This window comes from Algibacter luteus (assembly GCF_900141715.1).
GTDB classification, from domain to species: domain Bacteria; phylum Bacteroidota; class Bacteroidia; order Flavobacteriales; family Flavobacteriaceae; genus Arenitalea; species Arenitalea lutea.
Genome location: NZ_FQYK01000005.1, coordinates 141,519 through 167,739 on the forward strand (window position 1 = coordinate 141,519; position 26,221 = coordinate 167,739).

Below are 26,221 nucleotides of genomic sequence, written 5' to 3' on the forward strand. Positions count from 1 at the left end.
ATGATTAAGACTGATATACTTATCATAGGTGCTGGACCAACAGGTTTATTTACTGTATTTGAAGCAGGATTATTAAAATTAAAATGTCATTTAATAGACGCATTACCACAACCAGGTGGACAATGTTCGGAGATTTATCCAAAAAAACCAATTTATGATATTCCAGGTTTCCCAGAAATTTTAGCCGGAGATTTAACAAATAATTTGCTTGAACAAGGCAAGCAATTCGAACCAGGATTTACCTTAGGAGAACGTGCTGAAACCATAGAGAAACAAGATGATGGCTCGTTTATCGTAACTACAAACAAAGGTACACAACACCATGCGCCAGTGGTGGCAATTGCAGGAGGCTTGGGCTCTTTCGAACCAAGAAAACCTGCCATTGAAGGTATTGCAGATTACGAAGACAAGGGTGTTGAGTATATTATTAAAGATCCAGAATTTTATCGTAATAAACGTGTAGTAATTTCTGGAGGTGGAGACTCTGCTTTAGATTGGAGTATCTTTTTAACCGATGTCGCTTCAGAAGTAACCTTAATCCATAGAAGAAATGAATTTAGAGGAGCTTTAGATTCTGTTGAAAAAGTTGGAGAATTGACTAGAGCGGGTAAAATTAATTTAGTGACGCCTGCTGAGGTTAAAGAATTGCATGGCGATGGAAAAATTGAAGCCGTAACTTATGTGAGAGATGGCGAATCGTTTCAAATTGAAACGGACCATTTTATTCCTTTATTCGGATTATCACCAAAATTAGGACCTATTGGAAAATGGGGATTAGAAATTGAAAAAAATGCCATAAAGGTGAATAACGCAGCAAATTATCAAACTAATATTCCAGGTATTTTTGCGATTGGCGATGTGAATACCTACCCTGAGAAATTAAAGTTAATACTTTGTGGTTTCCATGAAGCCACTTTAATGTGTCAAGCAGCGTATAGAATTATAAACCCAGGAAAAAAGTACGTATTAAAATATACAACTGTAAGCGGAATAGATGGCTTTGACGGTTCTCGTAAAGAGGCTCCAAAAGCTGTAGTACAAGCTATAAATTAACTATAAACACAAGTTGTTTTAGAATAATCCTGCTTAGTTTTTACTTCGCAGGATTTAGTTTTTAATAAATTGTAAGATTTAAAAGGAATAGTTTTATTTTTAGCAGCCGAAAGGCCTATAATTTAAAAACACATGAAAAGTTATAATGTTTGCTTAAAAGATACCGTTAAAACCTTCACTAAAAGATTGTTTTATTCATTGTTTGACTGCGAGCAAGAAGAGGCTCATGGTGAGTATTTAGAATCTACGTTTTTAAAAATTCTTTCAGCTTTAAACATTGATAATGGCGACGAAATTTGGACAGCATTTCAAAAAGAGCTTCCGCAAATAAGAAAAAAATTAGACTTGGATGCCATTGCTTTTGAATGTAATGATCCTGCATCTCATAGTTTGGAAGAAATTTATTTGGCTTATCCTGGGTTTCACGCCATTTCTATTTATAGATTAAGTCATGCATTATACAAGTTGAACGTGCATATTCTTCCTAGAATGATGACTGAATATATTCATGGCATTACAGGTATTGATATACATCCAGGGGCCACAATAGGTGAGTCGTTTTATATCGACCATGGCACCGGAATTGTTATTGGAGAAACTTCAATCATAAAAAATGGAGTTAAAATTTATCAAGGGGTAACTTTAGGAGGTATTCAAGTGAGTAAAGATTTAGCCAAAATAAAAAGACACCCAACCATAGAAGATAATGTATGTATTTATGCTAATGCGACTATTTTGGGTGGCGATATTGTAATAGGTGCTAATAGCATCATTGGAGCAAACGTTTGGATAACGCAATCCGTACCTGAAAACTCCTTAGTTACCTATCAAACAGAAATTAAAATAAGACCAAAGAAAAATGGAATTCGAGAATAGTATAATTGGTCAAATTGGAAATACGCCGTTAGTTGAAGCAACTCATCTAATTAACAAAAAGGGTGTGCGATTGTTTTTAAAATTAGAAGGCAATAACCCTGGCGGAAGCGTTAAAGACAGGCCTGCCTTCAACATGATTAATGAAGCTTTAAAACGTGGTGATATTCAAAAGGGAGGTACTTTAGTTGAGGCCACTAGCGGTAATACAGGAATTGCGCTTGCATTCATAGCGAAACTTTTAGGCCTGAATATGGTATTAATCATGCCTGAGAATTCAACCGAAGAACGTGTAAAAACCATGCGCGCATATGGAGCTGAAGTTATATTAACATCCTCAGATATTGGAATTGAAGGGTCGCGAGATTTGGCATTTCAACTAAGAGACGAAAAAGGATATACGCTTTTAAATCAGTTTGAAAATGATGACAATTGGAAGGCGCATTATAAAACAACAGGCCCTGAAATATGGAAGGCTACTAAAGGCGAAATAACCCATTTTGTATCTGCCATGGGCACAACTGGTACCATTACAGGAACATCTACTTATTTAAAAGAGCAGAATAAAAAAATCACCATAGTTGGTGCACAACCTGCTGATGGTGCAAGAATTCCTGGTATTCGAAAATGGTCACCTGATTATGTTCCGAAATTTTTTGACCCTAAAAAGGTTGATATTGTAGTAGATGTCTCAGAAGAAAATGCTAAAGCAACTACAATTAAATTGGCCAAAGAAGAAGGCGTTTTTGCAGGTATGAGTAGTGGTGGTTCAGTATATTGTGCACTGCAAATAGCAAATCAAATAGATAAAGGCGTTATAGTAGCCATTATTTGCGATCGCGGAGATAGATATTTATCGTCCACACTCTTTGATTAAGAAATAACAATTTTTGCAAATTTCGTGTGAATAAAGCAATATAGTTAGTACTTTTGCATCCCAGTTCATTAACGTATTAATGTTATCAAGAAAGGTAGAGGGAATAGACCCGTTGAAACCTTGGCAACCTCCCGAACTTCGGGAAAGGTGCTACGTTCTACCAGTAATTAATTTACTGGACAGATAACGAAAAGTAAATCCCTAACTTTTCTTGATGACATACAGATAATAATTATCAAATGTCGAGTATACAACAAGCATTAAAAGAACGAATTTTAGTTTTAGATGGCGCCATGGGCACCATGCTACAAGCTTATAAATTTACCGAAGCCAATTTTAGAGGCGAACGTTTTAAAGATTACCCAACGCCTTTGCAAGGTAATAACGATTTGTTGTCTATTACACAGCCTGAAGCTATAAAAACCATTCATGGAAAATATTTTGAAGCTGGTGCAGATATCGTTGAAACCAATACGTTTTCAGGGACAACCATAGCCATGGCTGATTATCAAATGGAAGATTTAGTTTATGAATTAAATTATCAATCGGCCAAAATAGCTAAAGAAGTAGCAGAAGAGTTCACAGCTAAAGAGCCAAATAAGCCACGATTTGTCGCAGGTTCTATAGGGCCAACAAACCGTACGGCAAGTATGTCTCCAGATGTAAACGACCCTGGCTATAGAGCCGTAACTTTTGATGAGCTGAGAATTGCTTACAAGCAACAAGTAGAGGCTTTAGTAGATGGCGGTGTAGATTTGCTTTTAGTGGAAACTGTATTTGATACACTTAACGCCAAAGCAGCGTTATTTGCTATTGAAGAAGTGAAAGAAGAACGCGGAATCGATATTCCAATTATGTTAAGCGGTACAATTACCGATGCATCGGGAAGAACCTTATCTGGACAAACGGCTGAGGCATTTTTGATTTCAGTATCTCATATACCTTTGCTATCTGTAGGGTTCAACTGTGCTTTGGGAGCCAATTTACTTCAACCACATTTAGAAGCTATTGCTAGTAAAACCGATTTTGCAATTTCTGCACATCCTAACGCCGGTTTACCAAATGCATTTGGTGAGTATGATGAAACTCCTGAAGAAATGGGAGAACAGATTGAAGAATATTTAAAGAAGAATTTAATTAATATTATTGGTGGTTGTTGCGGAACAAGTCCAGAGCATATTCGCGTTATTGCAAATATAGCAGCTAAATATAAACCTCGTGAATTTGCAACTCTGAGCGCAGTCTAAGATTCTCATTAGAAAAAATGAAAGTTAAACAAACAAAATACATGAAATTATCTGGTTTGGAACCTTTGGTTCTAAACGAAAATAGCAATTTCATAAATGTAGGAGAGCGAACTAACGTCGCGGGATCTCGAAAATTTCTACGATTAATAAAAGAAGAAAAATTTGATGAAGCCTTAGATATAGCACGTCATCAAGTAGACGGTGGCGCACAAATTATCGATATTAATTTTGATGATGGTTTAATTGATGGAAAAGAAGCAATGGTACGTTTCTTAAACCTAATTGCCGCTGAGCCAGATATTTGTCGTGTTCCTATCATGATTGATAGTTCAAAATGGGAAATTATTGAAGCTGGACTTCAGGTAGTACAAGGAAAATGTGTTGTAAACTCCATTTCGTTAAAAGAAGGAGAAGAGAAATTCATTTGGGAAGCAAAACAAATAAAGAGATATGGAGCCGCTGTGATTGTCATGGCTTTTGATGAAGTTGGGCAAGCCGATAATTATGAACGAAGAATTGAAATTGCCAAACGATCGTATGATGTTTTGGTGAACAAGGTAAATTTCCCATCAGAAGATATCATATTCGATTTAAATATATTTCCTGTTGCCACTGGAATGGATGAGCACAGGCGTAATGCTATCGATTTTATTGAAGCCACACGTTGGGTTCGCGAAAATTTACCAAATGTAAGTGTAAGCGGAGGCGTTAGCAACGTGTCATTCTCATTTCGAGGTAATGATGGTGTTCGTGAAGCGATGCACTCTGTATTTCTGTATCATGCCATACAAGCTGGAATGAATATGGGTATTGTAAATCCTGCGTTATTGGAGGTTTATGATGATATTCCAAAAGATTTATTAGAGTATGTAGAAGATGTGATTTTAGACAGACGAGATGATGCCACTGAGCGTTTATTAGATTTTGCTGAAACCGTAAAAGGGTCAAAGAAGGAAGCTGGAGCAGACTTATCTTGGAGAGAAAATCCATTACAGGAGCGTATCACTCATGCTTTAGTTAAAGGTATTGATGCTTTTATTATTGAAGACATTGAACAAGCAAGACAAGAAGCCGAAAAACCTATTGATGTTATCGAAGGGCATTTAATGATTGGTATGAATGTGGTTGGCGATTTGTTTGGTGCAGGAAAAATGTTTCTGCCACAAGTTGTAAAATCGGCTAGGGTCATGAAAAAAGCTGTGGCTTACTTAAATCCATTTATTGAAGCTGAAAAAACTGATAAGCAAGAACCAGTTGGTAAAATTTTAATGGCTACTGTTAAAGGCGATGTTCACGATATTGGAAAAAATATTGTAAGTGTAGTATTGGCATGTAATAATTATGAAATAGTAGATTTAGGGGTGATGGTACCGCCTGAAAAAATCATAGAAACGGCCATAAAAGAGCGTGTTGATGCTATTGGACTTTCTGGATTAATTACGCCATCGCTTGATGAAATGGTGTATTTAGCGAAAGAAATGCAGCGGCAAAATTTTGAAATACCATTATTAATTGGTGGTGCTACAACATCAAAAGCACATACCGCTGTAAAAATTGATACGCAATACAATAAAGCCGTGGTTCATGTTAACGATGCATCACGTGCAGTAACGGTTGTGGGCGATTTATTAAATAAGAAAGGTACACACGAGTATACAGCGAAATTAAAAAAGGATTATGACGAATTTCGCACCAAGTTTTTAAAACGAGGCAAAGAGAAATCATATATTTCAATTGAAGAAGCTAGAGCCAGAAAATATAAAATTGATTGGGAAACTTCGGAAATTGTAAAACCAAAGGAACTTGGCGTTCAGATTTTAAAACAATTAAGTTTGAAAGAATTGGAACCTTTCATAGACTGGAGCCCGTTTTTTAGAAGTTGGGATCTACACGGTAAATATCCAGATATTCTGAAAGATAAGGTTGTTGGTGAACAAGCTACGCAGCTTTTTGAAGATGCTAAAGACATGGTGCAGCAAATTATTGCTAAACAATTGCTAAAACCCAAGGCGGTTTTTGGATTATTTGAAGCAAATTCGATTAATGACGATGACATTACTGTTCAGAAAAAAGGAAAGGAAGTCGCCGTTTTTAGAACTTTACGCCAGCAATTAAAAAAGCGTGAAGGGATTCCTAATCATGCGTTAGCAGATTTTATCGCACCCAAAGAAACTGGTAAAACCGATTATATAGGAGCGTTTTGTGTTGGAATTTTTGGAGCGCAAGAATTGGCTGATAGTTATCGTGCAAAAGAGGATGATTATAATGCTATTATGGCGCAGGCTATTGCCGATAGGTTTGCCGAAGCATTCGCCGAATATTTGCACAAGCAAATAAGAGTGAAGCATTGGAGTTACGCAGCCAATGAAGATTTAACTAACGACGATTTAATTAAAGAAAGTTATAAAGGCATTCGTCCAGCTCCGGGTTATCCGGCATGTCCTGATCATTTAGAGAAGGAAACCATTTGGGAACTACTAGAAGTGGAAAAGCTTATAGGTGTAAAATTAACCGAAAGTTTAGCCATGTGGCCTGCAGCAGCAGTTTCTGGATATTATTTTGCAAACCCGGAAGCCAAATATTTTGGTCTAGGTAAAATTACCGACGATCAAGTAACGGATTATGCAACACGAAAAGGCATAACAAAAGCAAAGGCCAGAAAGTGGTTGCACCCAAATATTGCAGAATAAAAGATATGAAATTTATAGAATTAACTTTAGGGAGTTATGTGATATCGCACGGATATGATGACAAGAACAAAGAAGTTTTAGAGCATGTACACTCGGATACATTTTCAAAGAAGATTGTTGCGGTTTCTAGAATAAAATCTATTAGTGATAAGTATATTTTAACGGATTATGTGGATGGACGATGGATATATTGGGAATATAAAGAGGCTTTTGCTGAGGTTAAAAAAGCTTTGATTTAGCCCGCGTTAGCGATTGAAACGACATCCTTTTTTGAGGGACGAGAAAAAGATATAGTATAAAGCGCGACCCTTGTGGTAACGCTAAAAAGATAAAAATAAAACTGATGAGATTTCCGTTTTTTCGGGAATGACAAATACGAGTTATGAAGGTTACAGATCACATAAAACATTCGAAAGGAAAAACGTTGTTTTCGTTTGAAATTATACCGCCACAGAAGGGTAGAAATATTCAGGAATTGTATAATAATATTGACCCTTTAATGGAGTTTAATCCGCCATTTATTGATGTGACTACCTCGCGGGAGGAGTATGTTTATATTGATAAAGGTGATGGGCTTTTAGATAGAAAAATTACGAGAATGCGCCCTGGAACGGTTGGTATTTGCGCTTCTATACAGCATAAATATAATGTGGATGCCATACCACATGTGCTTTGTGGTGGATTTACTAAAGAGGAAACGGAATATGTTTTAGTAGATTGTCATTATCTTGGGATACAGAATGTTATGGCGTTGCGCGGTGATGCCATGAGCCATGAAAAGTATTTTAAAGCATGCGCTGGCGGACATGAATACGCAACCGAATTGGTCGCGCAAATTCAGAATTTAAACACGGGGAAATATCTACATGATGTAATTGAATCTGAGCATAAATCTGATTTTTGTATTGGAGTTGCGGGTTACCCTGAAAAGCATATGGAGGCCCCTTCTTTACAAACCGATTTAAGACGATTAAAAGAAAAGGTTGATGCTGGAGCAGATTATGTGGTTACGCAAATGTTTTTTGATAATAACAAGTTTTTTGAGTTTGTAAAAGCAGCTAAAGCTATAGGCATTAATGTACCAATTATTCCGGGTATAAAACCAATTGCAGTAAAGCGTCATTTGCAACTATTGCCGCAAGTATTTAAAATTGATTTACCTGAAGAATTAATAGTTGAGGTTGAAAAATGTAAAGACAATAAAGCGGTAAGACAAGTTGGAATTGAGTGGGCCATTAAACAGTCTCGAGAGTTGCGGGAAGCTGGTGTGCCAGTATTACATTATTATTCTATGGGTAAAAGCGACAATATTAAAGCCATTGCATCGGCATTGTTTTAATAATTAAGTTATTTTTGCTGCGTAACACCTATTTATGCGCCAAATACTTGTTTGTGTTTTTTGTTTTTCTTTTAGCTTTTCTTTTTCTCAAGATAAGACACATACGTCTTTTATAGATGTTAATTATTTTCGTGGGAATATTGCACTTCATAACAATGAAATCCTTCATTTAATTAAAGGACATCCTGAAGGTGTTATTTTAGCTTGGAATAAAAAAACTTATGGTTTTCAAGACTGGGAACAACGATTTAATTTTCCTGACTACGGGGTTTCGTTGACTTATCAGAATATGAAAAACGATGTTTTAGGAAACAATATTGCGCTTTACGCACATTACAACTTTTACTTTTTAAAGCGTCATTTAATGTTTAGAATTGGGCAAGGTTTGTCATACAATACCAATCCATATGATATAGATACCAACTTTAAAAATGTGGCCTTTGGCTCTACATTTGGGAGTAGTACCTATGTAATGCTTAACTACAAAAAAGAGCGCATTATTGATAGATTTGGTTTGCAAGCTGGGTTTTCGTTGGTACATTATTCAAATGCGAATGTGAAATCGCCTAACAACGGAACCAATTCGATTACCTTTAATTTGGGGATGACCTATAATTTAGACGATACCGATATAGAATACCAATATACTTTAGATAAACAGGCGGATCGGGATTTTTCTGAGCCTCTAAAATACAACCTTGTTTTTAGGTCTGGAATTAATGAGAGCGATGTTGTTGGTAGCGGACAATATGCTATGTATGTTATATCTGCCTATGCCGATAAGCGTATTAATAAATCAAGTGCATTTCAGCTAGGAACCGATGTGTTTTTTTCTAACTTTTTGAAAGAGTTAATTTATTATCAGAGTGTAGCTTTTCCTAACAAGGGGCTTTCAGGTGATGAAGACCATAAGCGTATTGGTGTTTTCGCAGGACATGAATTGTTCATTAATAAAACATCGTTAATCACCCAATTGGGGTATTATGTATATTATCCTTTTGATTTTGAAGGAAGGACCTATTTTAGAATAGGGTTAAAACGATACATTTCAAAGAAATGGTTTGGTTCGTTAACTCTAAAATCGCACGGTGCTAAGGCTGAAGGTGTTGAATTTGGACTTGGAATAAGACTGTAAATAGACAGATATGGAACAGAGATTAACCATTATAGGTTTAGGCGTAAAAAATCTAAAAGTATCTTCAGAGTTTTATGAAGAAAAATTTGGTTGGAAAAAAACAGAATCCAGTAATGAGAGCATTGTATTTTTTCAATTAAACGGGATGCTATTGTCGTTATATCCGATAGATAAATTAGCTGAAGATGCTGGAGTATCTAGTGAAGGTGAAGGATTTAAAGCGTTTTCTCTAGCCTATAATACTAGAACAAAAGAAGAAGTTGATACGTTGATTGAAACACTTGAAGCTAGAGGTGTTAAAATTGTAAAACAACCCGAGGAGGTGTTTTGGGGTGGCTATAGCAGTTATATTGCAGATCCTGATGAAAATTTATGGGAAATAGCATTTAATCCCTATTTGAAATTAGATGAGAAAGGAAACGTTGTTTAGATTAAAATAATTCATGCAGAAATTAAAATACATATTAATTTGTCTAATCGTTATGGCTTGCGATAGTGAAAACGCAGGTGATTGTTTCCAAAAATCTGGATCTATAATTCAGCAGGATATTGTAGTGGATAGTTTTGATAAAATTTTAGTGAATCGGGATATAGAATTGATTTTGAAAGAAGACGATAATCAAAAAGTAACTATTGAAACCGGTGAAAATTTGCTAAATGATGTGGTGGCTGAAGTTATTGATGGTACATTAATATTAACTGATAATAACACCTGCAATTATGTTAGAGATTACGGTGTTACCAAAGTGTATGTAAACGCTCCAAATATTACCGAAATAAGAAGCTCCACACAGTATGATGTGAGTTCAGATGGTGTTTTAACCTATCCTAATTTGAATATCTTGTCTGAAGATTTTGGCGCTGCAGGATCTTTTAATGTAGGTGATTTTAGATTACAAATCGATAATACTAACCTAAATGTGGTGTTTAATAACATTTCTATATGCTATGTTTCTGGGCAAACAGAGAATTTGAATGTAATCTTTGCTTCAGGAACATCGCGGTTTGAAGGGCGAAATTTAATCGCTCAAAAAGTTACCGTTTCTAATAGAAGTTCTAACGATATGATTGTAAACCCACAGCAAGAATTATCAGGACAAATTTTAGGTATTGGAGATGTAATTTCTACAAATACACCTCCAATAGTGAATGTTGAAGTCCTTTATCGTGGTCGATTAATTTTCGAATAAGTCTACCGATTGTTTTGCGATTTCTAATTCTTCGTTAGTTGGAATTACTAATATCTTTACTTTAGAAGTATCCGTATTTATTTCGGTTAACTTATCAGGTCTAATGTTGTTTTTCTCTTTATCTAAAATAATTCCTAAATAGTCTAAATCTTCGCAAACACGTTCTCTAATGTCTGGAGAATTCTCACCAATACCTGCAGTAAATACAATAGCATCTAGACCATTTAGAACAGCTGCATAACTTCCAATGTATTTTTTAATTCGGTAGGCATTCATCTGTAAAGCTAATTCACAATCTCGATTTCCTTTTTTCGCTTCAGCTAGAATATCTCTTAAATCACTATAACCTGTTAATCCTAACATGCCACTTTTTTTCTGAAGGATATCATTTATTTCATCTAAACTATAATTGAATTTTTTAGCTAAGTGGAAGATGATAGATTGGTCTATCTCACCAGAACGGGTTCCCATAATCAAGCCGTTTATTGGCGAGAACCCTAAAGTATGGTCAATACTTTTTCCATCTTTAACTGCTGTCATGCTACAACCATTTCCTAAATGAATGGTAATAATTTTTGAATGCGTTTTACCCAAATATTCAACAGCCTTTTCTGAAATGTACTTATGACTTGTACCATGAAATCCATAAACACGAATATTGTGTTTTTCTAAAAACTCATTAGGAATAGCATACTTATATGCATATTCTGGGATAGATTGATGAAAAGCAGTATCAAAAACAGCTACTTGTTTTGCGTTTGTAAAAATAGTTTCAGCTACTTCTATGCCTTCTAAATTGGCTGGATTATGCAATGGTGCTAATGCGGAAAGCGCTTTTATTTTATCTTTTACTTCTGTTGTAATTTCGGTAGTATCGCTAAAATGTTTTCCACCATGCACTACACGATGCCCAACAATATTGATATCGTCTGTAGATTTTATGATGCCTGTATCTTTATCTAAAAGTTGTTTTGATACCAGCTCTAAACCAACTTTATGGTTTGGTATTGCTTTTACAACTTCTATAGAATCTTTGTCTGTTTTGTATTTAAATATGGCATCTTCTAAACCTATGCGCTCAATTATTCCAGAACAAAGTATTTTTTCTTCTGGCATTGAAAATAGTTGAAACTTTAATGATGAACTTCCTGAATTTAGAACTAATACTTGCATGTTTTATTGGTCTTGAGCTTGAATTGCGGTTATTATTACTGTGCTATATATGTCGTCTGCAGTACAGCCCCTGCTTAAATCGTTCACAGGTTTGTTTAGACCTTGTAACATGGGTCCGATAGCTAAAGCTCCTGTTTCACGTTGTACAGCTTTGTAAGTATTGTTTCCGGTGTTTAAATCTGGAAATATTAAAACACTAGCTTGTCCTGCAACCTCAGAGTCTGGTAGTTTGCTTTTACCAATGCGCATATCAACGGCTGCATCATATTGTATAGGACCTTCAATTTTTAAATCTGGCGCCAGTGCTTTAGCCATTTCTGTGGCTTCCCTAACTTTATCAACATCTTCACCTTTTCCTGATGCACCAGAAGAATAAGAAAGCATTGCGACTTTAGGTTCTATACCAAAATCTTTAGCAGTTTTTGCAGAAGAGATAGCAATTTCGGCTAATTGTGCGGCATTAGGATTTGGATTTATGGCACAATCACCAAAAACAGAAACTCTGTCTTCTAAACACATAAAAAATACCGACGACACAATATTGACGCCTGGTTTCGTTTTTATAAACTGTAAAGCTGGGCGCAAAGTGTGTGCTGTGGTGTGAACCGCTCCTGAAACCATACCGTCTGCATGTCCTTTATAAATCATCATAGTTGCGAAATAAGACACATCAGACATGGCATCTTTCGCCATATCTAAATTTACATTTTTATGTTTTCTTAATTCGTAAAATGTGTTTACATAATCTTCAAAATATGGAGATTGTTGCGGCGATACGATATTAATATCTTCAATATTTAAAGCAATATCTAATTTAGTGATGGTCTCAATTATTTTGTCTTTATCACCAATTAAAGTTAAATCTACAACTTGTTCGTCAATTAATCTTGCGGTAGCACGAAGGATACGCTCATCATTTCCTTCGGGTAAAACAATATGTTTTTTATGTTTTAAGGCTTGTTGCAACAAGTTATACTGAAACATTCTGGGTGTGAATATACCAGATTCAAAAGTTATTAAATCTTCTGCGAGTTTATCCGTATCAACATGTTTTTCAAAAGACGCAATAGAAGTTTCAATTTTCTCGATATTCTCTGCGTAAATTCTAGATTTAATCTGACCAATGGAATTGGTAACATTAAACGTACCTTGTTTCACACTAATGATTGGTACAACACTCGAAAGTCCTTCAATTAATTTTAATATAGGATCTTCAGGAATTAAACCACCTGTAAGAATGATACCAGCAATTTTAGGATAGTTTTTCGATATATTAGCCTGAAGGGCTCCTAAGATAATATCGGCTCTATCACCAGGCGTAATTACCAAAGCATTTTCTTTGAGATGTGTTAAATAGTTACGCAGTTGCATCGCACCAACACTAAAGTTTTCAGACTGATTATTTATCATGTCTTCACCAAAAAGAATTGTGGCTTCAAGTTTCTTTACAATTTCTTTGATTGTAGGATTTGCTAAACTTTTAATTTTAGGTATAACAGTCACATCTGTACCGTTATTTATTTTTGCTTTTAAAAGCTCTTTTAAAGTTGTTATGTTTTGTGGATCAATTTTGTTGGTCATTATGGACAGCACATCCACTTCTTCTCTGTAGGTATTGTGCGCTAATTGCACATTATCAACAATCTCGTTTAACGGTTTTCCATCACCCTGAGATACAATAATAACAGGAAGACCTAAGTTTTTAGAAATTAATATATTGATATCTAGCTCTAAACTTGAATTTTCATGCGAAAAGTCTGTGCCTTCAACCAAAACAAAATCAAAACGCTCTTCAAGGTATTTATATTTTTTGATAATTTCATCAATAACATCACCAGATTTACCTTTATTATAAAGGTCTAAAACTTCACTTCTCGTAAAAGCAAAAGTTTTTTTGTAATTAATGTCAATTTCAAAATAAGACACCACCGTATTAATGTGGTTGTCGGGTTCTCCATTTTTTGTGTCTTCAATAATTGGTCTAAAATAACCTACTTTCGCTGTTTTCCCTAAAAGCATGCGCATTAAACCAAGTACTACAACAGATTTTCCACTATTTGGCTCAATGGTTGCTACATAAATTCCTTTACTCATAGTCTTTAATTGCTATAATTTTAATTTCTTTTATTAGAATATAGCTGTTGTTTATTGTGTTGTTTTATAATATATGTGCGCAAAATTAGGGCGTTCACTTTATCTTTAAGATGATATTTATCATAAAAATAAATTGGTTAACCAATTTTAACAAAAATAAACTATTTCGTAAATAATGTACTAAAAAATAGAGGAAAAGCCCGAATTTTTATGATTTAACCTTGGGTTAATTCTCTAAATAGACTTTCTAAACTTGCGTTTTTTTGATTGAGCTGCAATATTTTTAATTGGTTATCATGAGCAAAATCAAAAACATAAGAGCGCATATCTTCGGATGTTTTAAAAGTGATTTCGTAAATGAAATCATGAGTATTAACTACTTTTTCAACTTTTGGAAGTTTAAGTAAAAAGGCATCTTCCACACGATAATCAAATTCTACTATTACAATTTGTTGTTTTTCGTCACGCAGATCTTTAAGCTGTTTATCGGCAACTATTTCGCCTTTATTAATTATAATCACGCGTTCGCACATCGCTTCAACCTCTTGCATGATATGAGTTGAAAGAAAAACTGTTTTTGTTTTACCAATGGACTTTATAAGGTTTCGAATATCCACCAATTGGTTTGGGTCTAATCCTGTTGTAGGTTCATCTAAAATTAAAACATCGGGGTCGTGCAATAATGCATTGGCTAACCCAACACGTTGTCTGTAACCTTTTGAGAGTTGACCTATTTTCTTGTGTGCTTCAGGGTTAAGACCTGTTAATTCGATAACTTCTTGTATGCGTTGTTTACTAACCCCATATATATTTCCATTAAAAGCTAAATATTCTTTGACGTATTGTTCTAAATATAAAGGATTATGTTCAGGAAGGTAACCCACATTTTGCTGAACCGCTTTTTGTTGAGTATGCACATCAAAGCCATTAACTTTTGCGCTCCCGTTGTTGGCTTGTAAATACGTCGTTAAAATTTTCATCATGGTTGATTTTCCTGCACCATTAGGTCCTAAAAACCCAACAATTTCTGGTTTTTCAATTTTAAACGAAATATTGTTTAACGCCTTTTGTGTGCCATAAATCTTGGTAACGCCTTCAACTTCAATAGACATAATTAAAATAATTTGTTCAAAAATAATCGATTAACTAATGTAAAGGTACATTTGCTGTAAAATCTTTAAAACTTTTCAGAAAAATAAAAAAAAGGTTTTATTGTATTTTGATTTCTTAAAATAATAATTACTTTAGCCACATAATTATGAAGATGACAGCAACTTATACATATTTTAACAACTGGTTCTATTTCTTTTTTAGCAAAAGGATCGAGGCGTTGTATGTATAATTTATACTAATAAATTAAAATATGAGTCTCGATGAAAATCGAGACTTTTTTTTGTTTAAGCGTTTAAAAGATTGAATTAAAACCATAGAAATTTTAAATTTTGATAAAAGCAGTAGCCATTCAAGGTGTTAAAGGATCGTTCCACCATATAGTATCTCAGGAGTTTTTTACAAAACCTGTTGATGTTATAGAGTGTATGACGTTCGATGGTGTTGTTGATTCCTTGATAACAAAAACTTGTGATGCAGCGATTATGGCTTTAGAGAATTCTATTGCAGGTTCTATAATACCTAATTACGCTTTAATTGATAAGTATGGTTTACATATTGTTGGCGAGCATTATTTAGATATTCAACACAATTTAATGGCCTTACCAAATCAAAATATAGCCGATATTAAGGAAGTGTATTCGCATCCTATGGCACTGTTGCAATGTAAAGAGTTTTTTAAATTACATCCGCATATTAAATTAGTTGAAGATAAAGATACGGCAGAAGTTGCGCAACGAATTGAAGAACATAAATTGGAAGGCATTGCGGCCATAGCAAGCGTTACGGCTGCTGAAATTTTCAATCTAGAAATTTTAGCACACAGCATACAAACCATAAAACACAACGAAACGCGTTTTGTAGTTGTTAAACGCACCAATTCTGAAGTGCCAGAAAAAGAAATTAATAAAGCTTCGGTTAAATTTGAAGCCAACCATAAAAGAGGAAGTCTCGCTACAATTTTAAATGTGATGAGCGATTGTAAACTTAATTTAACAAAAATACAATCCTTACCCATTGTTGAAACACCCTGGAAATATGCTTTTTTTGTAGATGTGACATTTGAAAGTTTTGAAGATTTTAAAAAAGCAAAATCTATAATTGATATTATGGGTGATGCCTTTAAAGTTTTAGGAGAATATAAAAACGCTAAGTTATGATAGAAGTAGCTAACAGATTGCAAACTGTTGAAGAATACTACTTTTCTAAGAAATTAAGAGAAGTAAATTTACTTATAGCTAGTGGTAAGCCAGTAATTAATTTAGGTATTGGTAGCCCAGATTTGCAGCCACCCAAAAAGGTGTTGTCTGCTATTTCTGCAAGTTTAGAAAATCCTATCGCGCATAAATACCAAAGCTATCAAGGGTTACCAGAGCTAAGAGACGCTATCGCGAAATTTTATAAAACACATTTTTCGGTAAATGTAAGCCCTGGTACTGAGATTTTACCTTTAATGGGAAGTAAGGAAGGCATTATGCATATTTCTATGGCCTATTTAAATGAAGGCGATGAGGTTTTAATACCAAATCCGGGGTATCCAACTTACCAATCGGTAACCAAATTGGTTGGAGCAAAGGGTGTGCTTTACGAGCTTGATGAAGCTAACAACTGGATGCCAGATTTTAAGGCTTTAGAAAAATCAGATTTATCTAAAGTAAAGCTCATGTGGGTAAATTATCCACACATGCCAACAGGTGTAAAACCTACCAAGTATGTGTTTGAGGAGCTAGTGGCTTTTGGAAAACGTCACAATATTTTAATTGTTAACGACAATCCGTATAGTTTTGTTTTAAACGATAATCCATCAAGTATTTTAAGTGTTGAAGGGGCGAAAGATGTGTGTTTAGAGTTAAACTCTTTAAGCAAGACTTTCAATATGGCAGGATGGCGTGTTGGGATGGTTTTAGGAGCAAGCGAACATATTAATAACATTTTGAAGGTAAAAAGTAATATGGATTCGGGAATGTTTTACGGCATTCAAAAAGGTGCTATTGAAGCTTTAAAATGTTCAGAAATGTGGTTTGCAACCTTAAATAATGTGTATAGAGAGCGCCGCAATTTAGTATGGAAATTAGCCGATGCTTTAAACTGTACTTACGATAAAGAGGCAACAGGTTTATTTGTTTGGGCAAAATTACCAGCATATTTGAAGTCTGAAGAGTTTATAGATTTGGTGTTGAAAGAAAACCACATATTTATAACACCAGGAACCATTTTTGGAACACAGGGTGAAGGTTACATTAGGTTTTCCTTATGTGCATCAACCGAAGTATTAGAAGAAGCTATAGCAAGAGTAAAGTAATGAAAAATATATACGCCATAGGAGTTGGGTTGATAGGAGGAAGTCTCGCTATTGATATTAAAAAGAATAATCCGGATGTGATTATTCACGGTATCAGTAGAAAAGATACAACGCTAAATACGGCTTTAGAATTAGGCTTGATTGACAAAAAAGCAACATTAGATGATTTAGGGAATGCCGATTTGGTTATTGTGTCTATCCCGGTTGATGCTACTGTAAAATTATTGCCAACAATTTTAGATAAAATATCTGATACGGGATTGGTTGTTGATGCTGGTTCTACGAAAGAAGATATTTGTAAGGCTGTTGAAAATCATCCTAAACGAAGAAATTTTTTAGCCATGCACCCCATTGCAGGAACCGAACATTCAGGACCAACAGCTGCAATTGAAGGCTTATTTAAAGGTAAAACCAATATAGTTTGCGAAGTTGAAAAAACAACGTTTAAACTTCAAGAAAAAGCATTGAAGCTGTTTACAGATATTGGTATGCGTATTCGATATATGAATCCTGTAGATCATGATAAGCACATCGCATACATGTCTCATTTATCGCATATAAGTTCTTTTATGTTAGGAAAAACGGTTATTGATAAAGAGCGAAATGAACGCGATATTTTCGATATGGCAGGTAGTGGTTTTGCGTCTACAGTGCGTTTAGCAAAGAGTTCACCAGAAATGTGGACACCTATTTTTAAGCAGAACAAAACAAATGTAATTGAAACATTAGAAGAGTATATAATCAATCTCACTCATTTTAAAGAGTTGATGAAACAAGACGATTTTGATGCTATTTATGAAGAAATGGCAAGCACAAATCATATTAAAGATATTTTAAACGGAATTAGTTAAGAGTTAAATTATGGAAAACAAGAAAGAAATGAGAACCTGGTTAGATGATTTAAAATTAGATCATCCATTAGTAATTGCAGGTCCATGTAGTGCAGAAACAGAAGAGCAAGTATTAAAAATTGCTCACGATTTAAAAAACACAGATGTTAGCTATTTTAGAGCTGGTATTTGGAAACCAAGAACACGCCCAGGTATGTTTGAAGGTGTTGGTGCTTTAGGTTTAAATTGGTTACAAAAAGTAAAAGCAGAAACGGGAATGAAAGTTTGTACTGAGGTTGCAAATGCAGCTCATGTAAAACTAGCTTTAGAGCATGATATTGACATGCTTTGGATTGGTGCACGATCTACAGTATCACCTTTTATTATGCAAGAAATTGCAGATGCTTTAGAGGGTACTGATAAACCTGTATTAATTAAAAACCCAGTAAATCCTGATTTAGCTTTATGGTTAGGAGGTATCGAAAGAATATACAAAGCAGGGGTAAACAATATTGGCGCCATCCATAGAGGGTTTTCAACTTATGAAAAAACGAAGTATAGAAATAATCCAGAATGGCAGATGGCTATCGAGTTTCAAAATAAATTCCCAGATATTCCATTAATAAACGACCCGTCGCATATTACTGGTAAAAGAGATATGATTTTTGATGTGTCTCAAACGGCATTAGATTTAAATTTTGATGGCTTAATGATAGAAACACATTACGACCCAGATAATGCTTGGAGTGATGCGGCTCAACAGGTTACGCCATCTACTTTAGTACAAATCATGAGAGATTTAAAAATTAAAAAAGAAACTGATCCAGAAGCAGAATACAATAGTGCTTTAGGTAATTTAAGAGCACAAATTGATGTGATTGACAATCAAATTATAGAGTTGTTAGGTAAGCGAATGAAATCTTCAGATAGCATTGGTGAGCTTAAGAAGCAAAAAAATGTTGCTGTTTTACAATCTAAAAGATGGAACGAGATTTTAGGAAAAATGGTATTAGAAGGAGAGCAACATGGCTTAAGTGAAGAGTTTATCTTAAGAATGTTTAAAGCGGTTCATCAAGAATCTATAAACCATCAAGAGAAAATTATAAACGGATAAATTTATTTATCTATTCAATTAATTCCGATAAAAAAAGCCTCCTAATTTTAGGAGGCTTTTTTATAATTAGTAGTTGTTAAAACTAGTTGCTTTTTGTGTAAGCTAATCTTCTTGATGCTTTGCGCATTAAGATATTTATTAGATCTTCAGGTGAACTGCCAATACTGCCTCTCACTTTTTTATTGTAATTCCATAATAAAACACCATCTTCAGCATTATGAACGCTCATATTTACAATAGCACTATTTGTACTACCCCAGAAACCTAATACCAAGCCTAAAGCAACAGATGCGCCTTCAGACATTGGTTTGTTAGTTTCAAATTCTCCTGAAATTACAGCATCAACTTCAAGTAATTTTGCCAACTCTTGAGGCGTGTAATCCGTTATATTATCATAGTTAATATTTTTTCTTTTGAGTAAAGCGGTAGTTACTTTTGGGTCTTGTACTTCTAAGTTTTTCAATTTTCCACGTTTTTTTCTTTTTAAAAACCATGAGTACATAGCCGTTTGAATTCCTTCTCCTTCAGCTTTTTCAAGTCTGTGGAGTTTTTCATCGTCCATATCTTTCATTTGTTTAGGCCTCAATTTGACTTGAGTTTTAAAAGGAACTACTGCAATTATTTTATGAGTTTTTGCTATTTCATCAAATTCAGGATTTTCATAAAGGTTAGTTTGTGCATTTAGATTAAAAATAAAAATAAAGGTAAAAATTGAAAATAAAATTTTTTTCATGTTGTTGAGGTTTTAAAATTTGATAGCGAATATATGTATAATCTTACGTTTAAAATAATTAATTTAAGTTATTTTTGAGGACATATTATGACAGGACACGTTTATAAATCTACAGGAAGTTGGTATACCGTAAAAACCCAATTGGGGCATACGTACGAATGCCGTATAAAAGGCAAATTTCGTCTTAAAGGTATAAAAAGCACCAATCCTATTGCTGTTGGAGATTTTGTGGATTTTGAATTGGAAACTGATAACAATGAAGAAACAGGAATTATTCATAAGATTCATGATAGGAAGAATTATATAGTTAGGAAGTCGGTAAACTTATCGAAGCAAACTCATATCATCGCCGCTAATTTAGATCAGGTGTTTTTAATGATTACCATTAATAACCCACCAACGTTAACGAGTTTTATAGATCGGTTTTTGGTAACTGCCAAGGCTTATTCCATTAAAACGGTGTTGCTTTTTAATAAAATTGATACTTACGATAAAGAAACACTTGATGAAGTTCGATATTTAGCCCATATTTATCGCAAAATAGGGTACGAATGTATTGGGGTTTCCGCAACTACGGGCAAAAATGTAGATAAAGTAAAGGCCTTAATGCAGGATAAAGTGAGTATGTTTTCTGGTCATTCTGGAGTTGGAAAATCAACTTTAGTTAATACCATTGAACCTACATTAAACATTAAAACCAAAGAAATCTCAACGCTTTATAGCCAAGGGCAACATACTACTACGTTTGCCGAAATGTTCGATTTGAGTTTCGGTGCAAAAATTATTGACACACCAGGAATAAAAGGTTTTGGAATAGTAGATATGGAACGCGAAGAAATTGGAGATTATTTTCCTGAAATTTTCGCACTTAAACAAGATTGTAAATTCAATAATTGTTTACACCTAAAAGAGCCCAAATGTGCTGTTAAAAAAGCTTTAGAGAATGATGAAATCGCCTATTCGCGTTATAGAAGTTATGTGCAAATTTTAGAAGGTGAAGATGAACATTACAGAACCGATATTTGGGAGAACCAATAATAAAATCACGAATATTAAAATACCTACTGAAATTAAGAATCTATGAAAGCGGTAATTCAAAGGGTTTCAAAAGCGAGCGTTACTATTGAAGGCAAACAAGTGGCTTCAATAAAAAACGGACTTTTAATTTTATTAGGAATTATAAATGAAGATGCTCAAGAGGATATTAATTGGCTTGCTAATAAAATTGTAAATATTCGAATTTTTAATGATGATAGCGGTGTCATGAATACCTCGTTACTCGATGTAAAAGGCGATGCCATTGTAGTAAGTCAATTTACACTACAAGCATCAACAAAAAAAGGAAATCGCCCAAGTTATATAAAAGCCGCAAAACCAGATATAGCCATTCCGTTGTATGAGCGTTTTGTGAAACAACTAGAAAAAGATTTAGGAAAAACCATTCAAACCGGACAATTTGGAGCGAATATGCAAGTGGAGTTAATAAACGATGGACCCGTAACTATTATTATTGATACTAAAAACAAAGAATAATGGCCTCAATATTCGGGCACAGTATTGTTGGGTTTACACTCACTAAATTAATTGATAATAAACAGGTTAAGTGGTTGTTATTTGCTGCTATTTTTTCTGCGATTTTACCAGATTTTGATGTGCTTACTTTTAAATTGGGCATACCATACGAGCATCCCTTAGGTCATCGTGGTTTTACACATTCTATACTTTTTGCTATTATTTGGGCACTCATATTAATGTTGGCTTTTGGTAGAAAAAATAAACTCATTTGGTTTATGGTTATTTTTTTAACCACCCTTTCACATGGTGTTTTAGATGCTATGACCTCAGGCGGCATGGGTGTTGGCTTCTTTATTCCTTTTGATAATAGTCGGCATTTCTTTTCTTTTCAAGGTATTATAGTTTCCCCATTGGGTGTGGGAAGGTTTTTTTCAGAATGGGGGCTTCGAGTTATTGTAAGCGAAATAAAATATGTTTTAGTGCCGTGTTCTCTGTTATTGATTGTAAGATTTTTAGCAAATAAACTAAAAAACGCGCATTACAACGAAATATGACTTTTCTCATAAAATCGTTTGCATAAAAACAATATTTTTAAGCTTCAACAAGATATTTTTTATGCATAAAACGAATTTAGCCTACATTCTACTGCTGTTATTTTCCATTCAAGTTTTAGCCCAAGAAAGTTTATACACGAGTTTAACAATTCCATCAAAATTACGAGGAAATGCCAACGCTGTGGTTCGTTATAACCATGTGCAGATAGCTTTAAATTCTTCTTATGAAATGTCTGTTCTTCAGAAAAGAGTTGTAACAATTTTAAACAAAGAAGGGGATGATGCGATTAATGCTGTGGTGCATTATGATAACAATGTTAAAATAAAAAACTTAGAAGTTAAAGTTTATAATAATTTTGGAACTCAGATTAATAAATTCAAGAAAAACGACTTTAAAGATGTAAGTGCAGTTGATGGTGGCACATTGTATTCTGATTCTAGAGTCAAGTATCTTGAATATACCGCAGTAGACTATCCATATTCGGTTGAATTCATCTCAGAAACCGTGAGCAATAACACAGCATTCATTCAGCCTTTTATGCCAATAGATGATTATTTTTTAAGTATTGAAAGAAGTACGTATCAAATTAACTATCCAACAGAAATTACACTTAGAACACTAGAGAGAAATTTTGATAATTATGAATTAATTAAAGAAGAAGCTAGTGGGGTTTTGAAATATAAAGTCAAGAATATAAATGCATTTAAGCCAGAAAAATATGCACCAGCGTTTTTTGATCTAGCACCAAAAGTATTATTAGCTTCAAATCAGTTTACGTTAGAAGGGGTACAGGCAAAAGTTGAAAATTGGAATGATTTTGGAAAATGGATGTATCATGATTTAATTAAAGATACACACGATTTACCTGAGAGTACTATTGCTATGATTCAGGAACTAGTTAAAGATGAAACTAATGATATTGAGAAAGCAAAAAAAATATACAAGTATGTACAGGATAAAACACGATATATAAGTGTACAAGTGGGTATTGGAGGCTGGAAACCTTTTAACGCATCTGATGTTGATAAATTGGGCTATGGCGATTGTAAAGGACTTACCAATTATACAATGGCGCTTCTTAATGCTGTTGGAGTTAAATCTAATTACTGCGTGGTTTGGAGATATACTCAAGGTAGAAGCATTGAAAAAGATTTTACCTCAATGCAAGGTAATCATGTGTTTCTAAACATTCCCACCGAAAATAACGAAGATATCTGGTTAGAATGTACCAGTCAGAAATTGCCGTTTGGTTTTATAGCCAATAGCACAGATGATAGAGATGTGTTAGTCATTACAACCGATGGTGGAGAAATAAAACATACAAAAAAGTATAACCCAGAAGAAAGTATTCAAACCATTAATGGAAAATATAGTATTTCTAATGATGGTAATCTACAAGCGCAGGTTATAGTTGGTTCAAAAGGGATTCAATACGATGATAAATATTGGCTAGAAACCGAAACTGAAAGAGATTTAGATAAACATTACAAAAAACGATGGCGCTATGTTAATAGCATGTCTATTGAAAGTATGGATATTCAAAATGATAAACAAGATATTCAATTTATTGAACAAGTAAGTTTTAATGCTACAAATTATTCTAAGGTTATAGGAGACCGAATGCTATTAACTGTAAATGCATTAAATAGAAGTACACATGTGCCAGATCGTTACAGAAATAGAAATTATCCACTTAAAGTGAGTCGTGGGTTTGTTGATATTGATGAAGTTGAAATTGAGTTACCATCAGATTATAAAGTAGAATCTATGCCTAAAAACATTGCTATAGAAAATAAGTTTGGACATTATAAAACGGAAATTGAAAAAATAGACGAAAACAAACTTTTGTACAAAAGGGAGTTTAAGGTAAATGATGGCGAATTTCCCAAAGAAGATTACGAAAAATTCAGATCGTTTTATAAAACAGTTTCAAGACAAGATAACGCAAAAATAGCATTAATTAAAAAGTAGTATCCATGAGAATTTCAGCATTAATAATAGCCCTTAGCTTTACTTTAAGCGCATTTGCACAAGATTATGATTTTGGAGACGTATCCAAAGAAGAACTTCAAGAAAAATTTAACCCTTCAGATTCTTCTGCCAGTGCAACGTATTTGTATAAAAACCGACGGACTTACTTTGATTACATTAAAGGTCTCGGGTTTGAGTTAAAAACAGAAATCCATGAGCGTATAAAAATATACAATAAAGATGGTTTTGATTATGCAACAAAACAGTTAAACTTATATAAAAATGGTAATACTAAAGAGTCTATTTCTCCAATAAAGGCTTTTACCTATAATCTTGAAAACGGTAAAATAGTAGAAGAAAAATTAACTAAAAAGGGAATGTTCAATTCTGAAACTAATAAATATTTTAATAAGGTGAAATTTACTATGCCTAATATAAAGCCTGGTTCTGTCATTGAATATAAATACCAAATTACCTCCCCATTTTGGTCTAATATTGATGAATTGGTTTTTCAGCATGATATACCAATAAAGAAATTAGAATCAAATATTGAAATTCCGGAGTACTTTAATTTTAGAATCAATACAAAAGGATATTTAACAGTTAATCCTACTACAGATAGTAAAACGGAGTATATCAGATTCGTTAATAAAACTAGAAATCAAGGCTCTGGATATTCTGCAAGTAGCACTACTACTTTTAATACTTCAGAAGTGTCTTATTCTACAAAAATAAGTAAATATGAAATAGAAAATGTTCCAGCACTTAAAAATGAACCATATGTAAATAGTATTAATAATTACAGATCATCAATTAAATATGAACTTTCTTATACTAAATTTCCATATTCACAAATAGAATATTATACCACAACTTGGGAAGATGTAGTGGAAACGATTTTTAAAAGCTCCAATTTTGGAGATGAATTGGATAGAACGGGTTACTACGAAGATGACATAGATAACATTGTGTCTTCAATTTCCGACCCGGAAAGACGTATGTCTCTTATTTTTGATTTCGTAAAATCTAAAGTTAAGTGGAACGGTTACTATGGAAAGTATACCGATGATGGTGTTAAAAAATCTTTTAAAGAAGGCGTTGGTAATGTTGCCGAAATTAATTTAATGCTCACTTCAATGCTACGTTATGCAGGTCTAAAAGCGCATCCTGTTTTGGTGAGTACAAGAGGTCATGGTATTTCGTTGTTTCCAACAAGAGAAGGCTATAATTATGTGGTTACTTATGTAAAACTTCCTGATGGCAATGTTGTACTGCTTGATGCAACTAATAAGTATTCAGTACCTAATGTCTTACCGCTAAGAGCCTTGAATTGGCAGGGTAGGGTCATCGCAGAGCATGGGAGTTCAGAATTAATCGATTTGTATCCTAGTGTGGCTTCTAAAAATACAATTACCATGATGGCAAAGTTAGATAGTGAGGGTGGTGTTGAAGGCATGATTAGAAGTGTTAAAACCAATCATAAGGCGCTAGATTTTAGAGAACGCTATGTTGAGGCTAATAAAGAAGAGTTTTTAGAAAAATTAGAAAATAAATATAATGGATTAGAGGTGTCTGATTATGCTGTAAAAAACGATGTCGATTTGTCAAAACCAGTTATGGAATCGTATAATTTTTTCAAAGAAAATCAAGCAGATATTATTGGCGACAAGATCTATTTTTCACCTCTATTTTTCTTAAGAACAGCAGAAAACCCTTTTAAATTAGAAAAAAGAGAATTTCCAGTCGATTTTGGTTACCCATCGTCAACAACTTACAGAGTCATAGTTACGATTCCAGAAGGTTATAAAATGGAAAGTATGCCAGAACCATCTGCTATGGCTTTACCAGATAATTTAGGAGAGTTTAAGTATAATATATCCGGAAAAGGTAATTCTATCCAGTTAATTATTTCAACTAAAATTAATTCTTCTATTATTACGCCTTTGTATTATGATGCTTTAAAAGAATATTTTAATAAATTTATCGAAAAAGAAGCAGAACAAATCGTTTTAACAAAAGCATAATGAACATACAAAACGCGCAACAAGAAGTTGATAATTGGATAAAAGAACACGGTGTACGCTATTTTAACGAGCTTACAAATATGGCGCAACTTACCGAAGAGGTGGGGGAAGTAGCTAGAATTATTTCCCGCAGATACGGCGAACAAAGCGAAAAAGAAAGCGACAAAAATAAAGATTTAGGCGAAGAGTTAGCCGATGTGCTTTTTGTTTTGCTATGTTTAGCCAACCAAACCGATGTCGATTTACAACAAGCTTTTAACAAAAGAATGGATAAGAAAGCTAAACGAGACCACGATAGGCATCATAATAACGAAAAATTGAAATAACATTTTTATAATCGTACTTAAGTAAAACCTCAAAAAAAAACACGAAATAACTTAGTATTAATATCCATTA

The 26,221-nt window shown here is 33.9% G+C and carries 24 protein-coding genes and 1 riboswitch; of the genes, 20 read left to right on the forward strand and 4 right to left on the reverse strand.

What is annotated here, in order from left to right:
- From BUA46_RS10700 to BUA46_RS10745, 10 genes are all read left to right on the forward strand, one after another.
- The gene (locus tag BUA46_RS10700; RefSeq protein ID WP_019387749.1) at positions 1 to 1,053 is read left to right on the forward strand and encodes an NAD(P)/FAD-dependent oxidoreductase; all 1,053 of its coding nucleotides are present in this window, start codon (positions 1 to 3) and stop codon (positions 1,051 to 1,053) included.
- Positions 1,054 to 1,185: 132 nt separating this feature from the next.
- Entirely contained in the window at positions 1,186 to 1,929 is a 744-nt protein-coding gene (gene epsC / locus BUA46_RS10705) for a serine O-acetyltransferase EpsC (protein ID WP_019387750.1), read from the forward strand.
- Positions 1,913 to 2,803 (forward strand): cysteine synthase CysM, encoded by an 891-nt coding sequence (cysM, locus tag BUA46_RS10710; RefSeq protein ID WP_019387751.1) that lies wholly within the window; start codon positions 1,913 to 1,915, stop codon positions 2,801 to 2,803. Before epsC ends, cysM begins: the two co-directional genes overlap by 17 nt.
- A 79-nt stretch (positions 2,804 to 2,882) precedes the next feature.
- Positions 2,883 to 2,993: riboswitch (SAM riboswitch) on the forward strand.
- A gap of 49 nt (positions 2,994 to 3,042) precedes the next feature.
- Positions 3,043 to 4,050, forward strand: a complete 1,008-nt coding sequence (locus BUA46_RS10715; protein WP_019387752.1) for a homocysteine S-methyltransferase family protein — start codon at positions 3,043 to 3,045, stop codon at positions 4,048 to 4,050.
- Positions 4,051 to 4,067: 17 nt separating this feature from the next.
- Positions 4,068 to 6,740, forward strand: coding sequence for a methionine synthase (metH, locus tag BUA46_RS10720; protein WP_019387753.1), 2,673 nt, complete (start codon positions 4,068 to 4,070; stop codon positions 6,738 to 6,740).
- A gap of 5 nt (positions 6,741 to 6,745) precedes the next feature.
- Positions 6,746 to 6,979 carry a hypothetical protein gene (locus tag BUA46_RS10725; RefSeq protein ID WP_019387754.1) on the forward strand — a complete coding sequence of 78 codons (234 nt, stop codon included), beginning with the start codon at positions 6,746 to 6,748 and terminating at the stop codon, positions 6,977 to 6,979.
- Positions 6,980 to 7,122: 143 nt separating this feature from the next.
- The gene (gene metF / locus BUA46_RS10730; RefSeq protein ID WP_019387755.1) at positions 7,123 to 8,079 is read left to right on the forward strand and encodes a methylenetetrahydrofolate reductase [NAD(P)H]; all 957 of its coding nucleotides are present in this window, start codon (positions 7,123 to 7,125) and stop codon (positions 8,077 to 8,079) included.
- A gap of 34 nt (positions 8,080 to 8,113) precedes the next feature.
- On the forward strand, positions 8,114 to 9,214 hold the full coding sequence (locus BUA46_RS10735) for an acyloxyacyl hydrolase (RefSeq protein WP_019387756.1): 1,101 nt from the start codon (positions 8,114 to 8,116) through the stop codon (positions 9,212 to 9,214).
- Between the two features lie 10 nt (positions 9,215 to 9,224).
- On the forward strand, positions 9,225 to 9,644 hold the full coding sequence (locus BUA46_RS10740; protein WP_019387757.1) for a VOC family protein: 420 nt from the start codon (positions 9,225 to 9,227) through the stop codon (positions 9,642 to 9,644).
- 13 nt (positions 9,645 to 9,657) lie between these two features.
- Positions 9,658 to 10,404: a head GIN domain-containing protein gene (locus tag BUA46_RS10745; protein WP_026010051.1), complete on the forward strand. Its 747-nt coding sequence runs from the start codon at positions 9,658 to 9,660 to the stop codon at positions 10,402 to 10,404.
- Here BUA46_RS10745 and BUA46_RS10750 read toward each other — a convergent pair.
- The 3 genes from BUA46_RS10750 to gldA all read right to left on the reverse strand — a co-directional run bounded on the left by BUA46_RS10750 (position 10,390) and on the right by gldA (position 14,783).
- The gene (locus BUA46_RS10750; protein WP_026010052.1) at positions 10,390 to 11,577 is read right to left on the reverse strand and encodes an acetate/propionate family kinase; all 1,188 of its coding nucleotides are present in this window, start codon (positions 11,575 to 11,577) and stop codon (positions 10,390 to 10,392) included. The genes BUA46_RS10745 and BUA46_RS10750 overlap by 15 nt on opposite strands.
- 3 nt (positions 11,578 to 11,580) lie before the next feature.
- Complete coding sequence (gene pta / locus BUA46_RS10755; protein ID WP_019387760.1) at positions 11,581 to 13,671, reverse strand: phosphate acetyltransferase; 2,091 nt, start codon at positions 13,669 to 13,671, stop codon at positions 11,581 to 11,583.
- Between the two features lie 215 nt (positions 13,672 to 13,886).
- Positions 13,887 to 14,783, reverse strand: a complete 897-nt coding sequence (gene gldA / locus BUA46_RS10760) for a gliding motility-associated ABC transporter ATP-binding subunit GldA (protein ID WP_019387761.1) — start codon at positions 14,781 to 14,783, stop codon at positions 13,887 to 13,889.
- Positions 14,784 to 15,113: 330 nt separating this feature from the next.
- On the opposite strand from gldA, the gene BUA46_RS10765 reads away from it, so the two are divergent.
- Genes BUA46_RS10765 through BUA46_RS10780 form a run of 4 tightly spaced genes read left to right on the forward strand, consistent with a single transcriptional unit; the run spans position 15,114 to position 19,027 of the window.
- Positions 15,114 to 15,941, forward strand: coding sequence for a prephenate dehydratase (locus BUA46_RS10765; protein WP_019387762.1), 828 nt, complete (start codon positions 15,114 to 15,116; stop codon positions 15,939 to 15,941).
- Positions 15,938 to 17,083 (forward strand): pyridoxal phosphate-dependent aminotransferase, encoded by a 1,146-nt coding sequence (locus BUA46_RS10770; RefSeq protein WP_019387763.1) that lies wholly within the window; start codon positions 15,938 to 15,940, stop codon positions 17,081 to 17,083. The genes BUA46_RS10765 and BUA46_RS10770 overlap by 4 nt, the downstream gene beginning before the upstream one ends.
- Positions 17,083 to 17,934, forward strand: coding sequence for a prephenate dehydrogenase (locus BUA46_RS10775; protein ID WP_019387764.1), 852 nt, complete (start codon positions 17,083 to 17,085; stop codon positions 17,932 to 17,934). The genes BUA46_RS10770 and BUA46_RS10775 overlap by 1 nt, the downstream gene beginning before the upstream one ends.
- Before the next feature lie 10 nt (positions 17,935 to 17,944).
- On the forward strand, positions 17,945 to 19,027 hold the full coding sequence (locus BUA46_RS10780) for a bifunctional 3-deoxy-7-phosphoheptulonate synthase/chorismate mutase type II (protein WP_019387765.1): 1,083 nt from the start codon (positions 17,945 to 17,947) through the stop codon (positions 19,025 to 19,027).
- 82 nt (positions 19,028 to 19,109) lie between these two features.
- Here BUA46_RS10780 and BUA46_RS10785 read toward each other — a convergent pair whose 3' ends face one another.
- On the reverse strand, positions 19,110 to 19,760 hold the full coding sequence (locus tag BUA46_RS10785) for a hypothetical protein (RefSeq protein WP_019387766.1): 651 nt from the start codon (positions 19,758 to 19,760) through the stop codon (positions 19,110 to 19,112).
- Positions 19,761 to 19,847: 87 nt separating this feature from the next.
- On the opposite strand from BUA46_RS10785, the gene rsgA reads away from it, so the two are divergent.
- The 6 genes from rsgA to BUA46_RS10815 all read left to right on the forward strand — a co-directional run bounded on the left by rsgA (position 19,848) and on the right by BUA46_RS10815 (position 26,151).
- On the forward strand, positions 19,848 to 20,798 hold the full coding sequence (rsgA, locus tag BUA46_RS10790) for a ribosome small subunit-dependent GTPase A (protein ID WP_019387767.1): 951 nt from the start codon (positions 19,848 to 19,850) through the stop codon (positions 20,796 to 20,798).
- Positions 20,799 to 20,840: 42 nt separating this feature from the next.
- On the forward strand, positions 20,841 to 21,293 hold the full coding sequence (gene dtd / locus BUA46_RS10795; RefSeq protein WP_019387768.1) for a D-aminoacyl-tRNA deacylase: 453 nt from the start codon (positions 20,841 to 20,843) through the stop codon (positions 21,291 to 21,293).
- The gene (locus BUA46_RS10800; protein WP_019387769.1) at positions 21,293 to 21,829 is read left to right on the forward strand and encodes a metal-dependent hydrolase; all 537 of its coding nucleotides are present in this window, start codon (positions 21,293 to 21,295) and stop codon (positions 21,827 to 21,829) included. The genes dtd and BUA46_RS10800 overlap by 1 nt, the downstream gene beginning before the upstream one ends.
- 61 nt (positions 21,830 to 21,890) lie before the next feature.
- Complete coding sequence (locus BUA46_RS10805; protein WP_019387770.1) at positions 21,891 to 23,801, forward strand: DUF3857 domain-containing transglutaminase family protein; 1,911 nt, start codon at positions 21,891 to 21,893, stop codon at positions 23,799 to 23,801.
- 5 nt (positions 23,802 to 23,806) lie between these two features.
- Positions 23,807 to 25,825 (forward strand): transglutaminase family protein, encoded by a 2,019-nt coding sequence (locus tag BUA46_RS10810; protein WP_019387771.1) that lies wholly within the window; start codon positions 23,807 to 23,809, stop codon positions 25,823 to 25,825.
- Positions 25,825 to 26,151, forward strand: a complete 327-nt coding sequence (locus BUA46_RS10815) for a nucleotide pyrophosphohydrolase (RefSeq protein ID WP_019387772.1) — start codon at positions 25,825 to 25,827, stop codon at positions 26,149 to 26,151. The genes BUA46_RS10810 and BUA46_RS10815 overlap by 1 nt, the downstream gene beginning before the upstream one ends.
- Positions 26,152 to 26,221 lie beyond the last annotated feature (70 nt).

Coding starts and splice junctions, on each gene's coding strand:
- BUA46_RS10700 (WP_019387749.1), top strand. CDS start 1: ATGATTAAGACTGATATACTTATCATAGGTGCTGGACCAACAGGTTTA.
- epsC (WP_019387750.1), top strand. CDS start 1,186: ATGAAAAGTTATAATGTTTGCTTAAAAGATACCGTTAAAACCTTCACT.
- cysM (WP_019387751.1), top strand. CDS start 1,913: ATGGAATTCGAGAATAGTATAATTGGTCAAATTGGAAATACGCCGTTA.
- BUA46_RS10715 (WP_019387752.1), top strand. CDS start 3,043: ATGTCGAGTATACAACAAGCATTAAAAGAACGAATTTTAGTTTTAGAT.
- metH (WP_019387753.1), top strand. CDS start 4,068: ATGAAAGTTAAACAAACAAAATACATGAAATTATCTGGTTTGGAACCT.
- BUA46_RS10725 (WP_019387754.1), top strand. CDS start 6,746: ATGAAATTTATAGAATTAACTTTAGGGAGTTATGTGATATCGCACGGA.
- metF (WP_019387755.1), top strand. CDS start 7,123: ATGAAGGTTACAGATCACATAAAACATTCGAAAGGAAAAACGTTGTTT.
- BUA46_RS10735 (WP_019387756.1), top strand. CDS start 8,114: ATGCGCCAAATACTTGTTTGTGTTTTTTGTTTTTCTTTTAGCTTTTCT.
- BUA46_RS10740 (WP_019387757.1), top strand. CDS start 9,225: ATGGAACAGAGATTAACCATTATAGGTTTAGGCGTAAAAAATCTAAAA.
- BUA46_RS10745 (WP_026010051.1), top strand. CDS start 9,658: ATGCAGAAATTAAAATACATATTAATTTGTCTAATCGTTATGGCTTGC.
- BUA46_RS10750 (WP_026010052.1), bottom strand. CDS start 11,577: ATGCAAGTATTAGTTCTAAATTCAGGAAGTTCATCATTAAAGTTTCAA.
- pta (WP_019387760.1), bottom strand. CDS start 13,671: ATGAGTAAAGGAATTTATGTAGCAACCATTGAGCCAAATAGTGGAAAA.
- gldA (WP_019387761.1), bottom strand. CDS start 14,783: ATGTCTATTGAAGTTGAAGGCGTTACCAAGATTTATGGCACACAAAAG.
- BUA46_RS10770 (WP_019387763.1), top strand. CDS start 15,938: ATGATAGAAGTAGCTAACAGATTGCAAACTGTTGAAGAATACTACTTT.
- BUA46_RS10775 (WP_019387764.1), top strand. CDS start 17,083: ATGAAAAATATATACGCCATAGGAGTTGGGTTGATAGGAGGAAGTCTC.
- BUA46_RS10780 (WP_019387765.1), top strand. CDS start 17,945: ATGGAAAACAAGAAAGAAATGAGAACCTGGTTAGATGATTTAAAATTA.
- BUA46_RS10785 (WP_019387766.1), bottom strand. CDS start 19,760: ATGAAAAAAATTTTATTTTCAATTTTTACCTTTATTTTTATTTTTAAT.
- rsgA (WP_019387767.1), top strand. CDS start 19,848: ATGACAGGACACGTTTATAAATCTACAGGAAGTTGGTATACCGTAAAA.
- dtd (WP_019387768.1), top strand. CDS start 20,841: ATGAAAGCGGTAATTCAAAGGGTTTCAAAAGCGAGCGTTACTATTGAA.
- BUA46_RS10800 (WP_019387769.1), top strand. CDS start 21,293: ATGGCCTCAATATTCGGGCACAGTATTGTTGGGTTTACACTCACTAAA.
- BUA46_RS10805 (WP_019387770.1), top strand. CDS start 21,891: ATGCATAAAACGAATTTAGCCTACATTCTACTGCTGTTATTTTCCATT.
- BUA46_RS10810 (WP_019387771.1), top strand. CDS start 23,807: ATGAGAATTTCAGCATTAATAATAGCCCTTAGCTTTACTTTAAGCGCA.
- BUA46_RS10815 (WP_019387772.1), top strand. CDS start 25,825: ATGAACATACAAAACGCGCAACAAGAAGTTGATAATTGGATAAAAGAA.